This is a genomic window from Winogradskyella sp. SYSU M77433 (genome assembly GCF_029911945.1).
In the GTDB taxonomy this organism is placed as follows: domain Bacteria; phylum Bacteroidota; class Bacteroidia; order Flavobacteriales; family Flavobacteriaceae; genus Winogradskyella.
Genome location: NZ_JARYTG010000016.1, coordinates 1 through 5,072, shown reverse-complemented (window position 1 = coordinate 5,072; position 5,072 = coordinate 1). Strand labels below are relative to the sequence as shown.

The 5,072-nt window shown below is 29.8% G+C and carries 8 protein-coding genes; all 8 read left to right on the top strand.

The genetic code is table 11. The features are described 5' to 3' along the window. Positions 1-84 precede the first annotated feature (84 nt). On the top strand, positions 85-519 hold the full coding sequence (locus QGM60_RS18025) for a hypothetical protein (protein WP_281141633.1): 435 nt from the start codon (positions 85-87) through the stop codon (positions 517-519). A gap of 10 nt (positions 520-529) precedes the next feature. Further along, complete coding sequence (locus QGM60_RS18020; protein WP_281141632.1) at positions 530-1,024, top strand: hypothetical protein; 495 nt, start codon at positions 530-532, stop codon at positions 1,022-1,024. Positions 1,025-1,171: 147 nt separating this feature from the next. Further along, positions 1,172-1,687 (top strand): hypothetical protein, encoded by a 516-nt coding sequence (locus QGM60_RS18015; RefSeq protein ID WP_281141631.1) that lies wholly within the window; start codon positions 1,172-1,174, stop codon positions 1,685-1,687. Between the two features lie 159 nt (positions 1,688-1,846). Beyond that, positions 1,847-2,338 carry a hypothetical protein gene (locus QGM60_RS18010; protein ID WP_281141630.1) on the top strand — a complete coding sequence of 164 codons (492 nt, stop codon included), beginning with the start codon at positions 1,847-1,849 and terminating at the stop codon, positions 2,336-2,338. 7 nt (positions 2,339-2,345) lie between these two features. Next, complete coding sequence (locus QGM60_RS18005) at positions 2,346-2,912, top strand: hypothetical protein (RefSeq protein ID WP_281141629.1); 567 nt, start codon at positions 2,346-2,348, stop codon at positions 2,910-2,912. A gap of 156 nt (positions 2,913-3,068) precedes the next feature. Then, on the top strand, positions 3,069-4,124 hold the full coding sequence (locus QGM60_RS18000) for a hypothetical protein (protein ID WP_281141628.1): 1,056 nt from the start codon (positions 3,069-3,071) through the stop codon (positions 4,122-4,124). Positions 4,125-4,315: 191 nt separating this feature from the next. After that, positions 4,316-4,555, top strand: coding sequence for a CopG family transcriptional regulator (locus QGM60_RS17995; protein WP_121062756.1), 240 nt, complete (start codon positions 4,316-4,318; stop codon positions 4,553-4,555). Beyond that, the gene (locus QGM60_RS17990; protein WP_281141627.1) at positions 4,548-4,835 is read left to right on the top strand and encodes a type II toxin-antitoxin system RelE/ParE family toxin; all 288 of its coding nucleotides are present in this window, start codon (positions 4,548-4,550) and stop codon (positions 4,833-4,835) included. The genes QGM60_RS17995 and QGM60_RS17990 overlap by 8 nt, the downstream gene beginning before the upstream one ends. Positions 4,836-5,072 lie beyond the last annotated feature (237 nt).

Genomic DNA, 5,072 nt, shown 5'->3' with positions numbered 1-5,072 from the left:
AATAATAACAAGCTGGAATTTTTAACCATTTAAAATACATCCAAAAATGGTCAACCTATTTCAGGACAAGACAAAAACGATGATATGTTTGATAAATTAAAAACACAGAAAGAAGATAAGTTTGAATTTGATAAACATCAAAAATATTTATTTTTATGCTATTACTGTTTTGCTGAAGGTAGTTTTGGCGCAAATGAAACTGGAGTGTTTTTCGACTTCTACAACGCTTTCTTTGATGGAGGAATCAGTATGGAAAGATTTGAATTATTAGAAGAGTTCTTTGATTTAGTTCTTCAGAACAATCAACAAAATATTGATGAATTAATAGACTATTGTCTGGAAGGAATTGACAGTACGGATTATAAAAAAATATTTATTTATTTAATTGAGGGAGTATTTTGTGACGGGAAAGTCAATGAACAAGAAAAGTCAAAAGTTGAATATTTAGCTCAAAAAATGAATATCGAAAATGAACTTTCCGAAAAAATAATAGATGTTGCTATATTAAAGTATTTATAAATTTAAGACTATGAAATTTTTAACTTATACATTTTTCCTAATTTTTACAATTAATTCCTTTGCTCAAAAAAATTGTAAGCTTAACAAAAAAATTAACGAATTCGACAATATGGAGATAACTAATACTCGATTGTTTAATTTAGCCTCAAAAGGAATGGCTGATTTCGTAAACGTAACTTTATATAAGTTTAAGCAAAATGATGAAATAAAATATTCATTTTATGTTAGTTTAAATACAGGATTCAAACAATGTGTAACTAATGATTCTTATGTTTCTATAAAGTTTAAAAACGGTAACATAATAAAATTACCAAGAAATAATAGTGAAATTGATTGTGGGACATATTCAATGTTTGTTGATTTGGAATTAGAACAATTAAGAAAAATCAGTGAGGAAGATATTGATATGATAAGAGTTAATATAGAATATCAAAAGGACTATAAGGTAAAAGAAAAAAGAGACCTGAAATTTAAGAAAATAGCCGAATGCTTGTTAAATGAATAAAAAAACGTGTGGTAACAACGTGTATAAAAAATTGCTAAATTAGTGCTTAACCAAAGGAAGTTGCATTTTTGTTACATCTGATTTTCCTTCGGAAAATCCTCGCTCACAAAAACGCAACTTTCCATACACAACAACGTTGTACACCATTTGAGAAAAGCATTTGTAATCATATTGACCTTTATCGGATTTTTGTCATTTGGACAAGAAACGGAACTGAATTCGATTGAAAAAAGCGAGTTGGACAGTATTTATGTCAGAGCATTAAATAGCAGATTTGACCTTTTACTTTCGAGCGGTTGGAAATATATTGAACTCAACGAAAATGGACAGCGGATTTCCAAACTGAACGTATCTGACCGATACAAGTTTTTGACCAATGAGGAATTAATTGACTTGTCAATAAAAGAAAAAAAGACAATTCGGGTTTTGCGTCTGACTCACAAAATAATCGGAATTGACACAATTGACGTGAATTTTGGAATTGTAAATGTTACTGGAAAGCGGAAAATTCATTTCAACAATGGACTGAAATTTAAAAAAGCGGATTTTGCATTAGATTGTGGCGGAACAAATGGCTACGTACCTGATATGAGATTTGTGTTTGACCGAAAGAAAAATAATTGGGAATTAATAGATGGAAAATATAAAATCCCAACTAAATAAAAAACGGTGTACAACAATGTATAACCGCAATTACGGCGGATTCGACTACGTCCGAATCCACTCGGAATTGCTAACGTCAGTGCTAAACCGAAAATTAACGCATATTAACCCGTAACTGACGGTTATACGAGACCGTTAGCAATAATCTGAAAAACAACTATGAGCAAATTTATAACAATATTAATTTTCTTTACATATTTCTCTGTTTTCAGTCAATCAAAAGAGGAAACTGAAAAATGGATTGTGGAAAAATATAATGAATACGAAAGCCCAGTCAATAGCACTCGTGAATTGATTTTCGACGATGGATTTATATATTATTTATGGATATTCGCCGATAATTACGGCTATTGGACACAGTTACCAATTAAGGATATAAAACAAATAAAAATTCATCATAAAAAATTCGATGCAAATGACCAAGAAGGTTGGGATGTTATAACCTTGTTTTTTGACAAAAATAAAAGCAAAACTAAAGATGCAAAACCATCTGATGAGAATTATTACGAAATTTCAGAAAGTACATCTTTCGAAATTAAACTGACAAATAAATTTATTTCAGACGGATTAAAACCTAGAATGGAAAAAGCTTTATTACATTTAATTAAGTCCTATGGTGGCAATGCAACTATAAAAAAAGAACCATTTTAATTTCCTAATGATAAAACAAGAAATCAACGACTTTTGTAATAATTGGTTACAAAAAGCCAACAATATTGACAGCTCAAATTTACAAGGAGCTTTTGATAAATTTTTCACTCTATATGTTGTTTACAATAGGCTTTATGTTGAAACAACATATCGTTTGGCTAATAATGGTCAGATAAATTTAGGAAATACTTTTCCTGACAGAAAAGCTTCAATAAATTATGTTGTACAATATCTAAAAAGTAATCACATTGACAAAGAGTTTAAAAACGACAAAACCGTAGTTAAAGCAATTGACGAACTAAAAGAAATAATCAAAAAGAATAAATTTAATATTAAGCTTCATCTTGTTACAGCAGAACCACAACCTGAAAAAGATGCTGAATTATTAAAAAAAATGGACTCTAATAAAACAGATATTCGAATTTGTGCTGTTTTAGAATACCTATACTCTATTCGTTGCAATATTTTTCACGCTCAAAAAGGATATAATGATAGACAAATAAAAGTTCTAAAACCAACGATTATAATATTAGAGAAAATCATAGGAATTTTATTTGCTAAATTGAACAATTAATGAAAAGACTATTGCTAACACCGTATAACAACAATTGCGGCTTTGTGTCCTGCGGACACAACCGCGCAAGTATAAAAGTCGGGAATTTTAGCTATCTTAGTTTCCAAGCAATCCGCAACTGATTGTTATACAAGACCGTTGTAGCCAATTTGAGAAATGAAAAAACTATTCAATATATTTATAATATTAAGCCTTTCTATTTCAGCTTATTCACAAGAAGTAGAAATCGGAACACTTTTTAAAATTGAATTTAATAATCCCGAAAAAAATCTTGATTTTGAATTAATATCAAAAAGTCCATTCAATGAAATTATCGACTTATCAAAAATGGATTCTATAATAAAAATTAAACCACAAGAAAATCAAATAATTGGGGTATTTGCAAACGGGAAATTTGGTAACAAAACCAATTCTATGCTTGTTCTAATTAGCGGATTAGATGATAATCTTGATTATGATTTAAAAATCAAAATCCCAAATAAAAGAAAACTTCAAAAAACTTCCACTTCTGCCCTTTTTAAAAGTATAAAATCAATTGAATATTGGCCTTACCCAATTGAAAAAATTGATTTTGTAAAATTTAAGGTTATTCCAAAAGAAAATTTTGAACAATTTCAAATTGAGACAAAAATAGACTCAACTTGCATAAAGAATGCTGATAAAAATATTGCATTTGGAGAACAAGAGTTTAAAACTCATCTCAAATTAGCTATTTCAGAATTTAAGAGTAACAAAGATTTCGAGCTTTCTAAAATGCTGGAATATGAAAATAGTATTAATTCGTTAGATGTTTCACTTGGACATTTTTGGTCACTTGGAAAAGGTATCTACCCAAATGAAAAGGGATTCAAATTTGGAAATCCGATTAGTTATAGACGCTACGAATGTCCTTATTTTGATGGACAAACAAATTATTTCTTCACAAAAGATGATAAAAATATTAAAGTTGTTTCATTCAATTGGGAGACGTTCAAAGAATCTAATTTTGGAATAAGTTCAGAAATAAAAACAGATCTAAGTGATCAATTTAATTCCAAATATGACTTTATTGTTAAAGCTGTAAGCGAATTATTAGGTAACCCATTAAACATAGAGCAAGAGGAAGATTCTGGCAGAATAGATACTAAATGGAAATCAACGAACGGTATTAATGCTTACTTATTTAGGTTTAAGACTTATAATGAAATTAGATTATATATTTATAAAGAATAAAAACTGGCTACAACAATGGCTATAAGTAATTGCTTGTTCTCGACTACTTCTGAAAATCCTCGCGGATTTTCAATTTGGTTTGTACTTGCAAACTTAAGTGCTACCCCACGCAACTACTCATAGCCGAGACCGTTGGCAACAATTTGGAAATGGTTCGTATTTGGTGTATATTTACATCAAATAAATAAATTATGGCAAGACAAAGTATATCATTTACAAAGCCAAACGATGAATGGCTGAAAACCCAAGTGGATAAAAAAGAGTATTCAAGTAAGAGTGAACTAGTAAACGACTTAATTAGACAAGCTCGAAAACAACAAGTTGAAATTAACTGGATTCGCGCTAAATTGGAAAAAGCCGAAAATAGCGGATTTACAAGTGAAAGTAAAAATGAAATTTTAGCGCAATCAAAGTCTTTGCTTAATGACTAAATATAGATTAAGCAATGAAGCGAAAAATGACTTGATACGGATTCATCATTACGGTGTGAAAAAATTTGGAATGACTCAAGCGGATAAATACTTTGAATCATTTTTTAAATATTTCGAAATAATTGCCCAAAGACCTTTTTCATTTGAATCGGTTGACTATATAAAAAAAGACTACAGACGCTGTGTTTGTGGAGTTGATAGCATTTATTTCAAAGTAAATGAGAATATTGTAGAAATAATGGCAATTGTTGGAAGACAAGATTTGAACGAAAGACTGTAACCTGAATTAATAAAAACTGTTGCCAACAATGGCTATAAGTAATTGCTTGTTCTGGCCTACTTTGGAAATTCCTGTGGAATTTCCAACTTGGTGTGTACTTGCAAAGTTTATTGCTAAAACACGCAACTACTCATAGCCGAGACCGTTGTATGCAATTTGGAAAAAGGCATCGTCCTGAAATAGGTTGACTAAAAAATCATTTAAAATTAGTCAACATATGGAACAACAATCAAAATC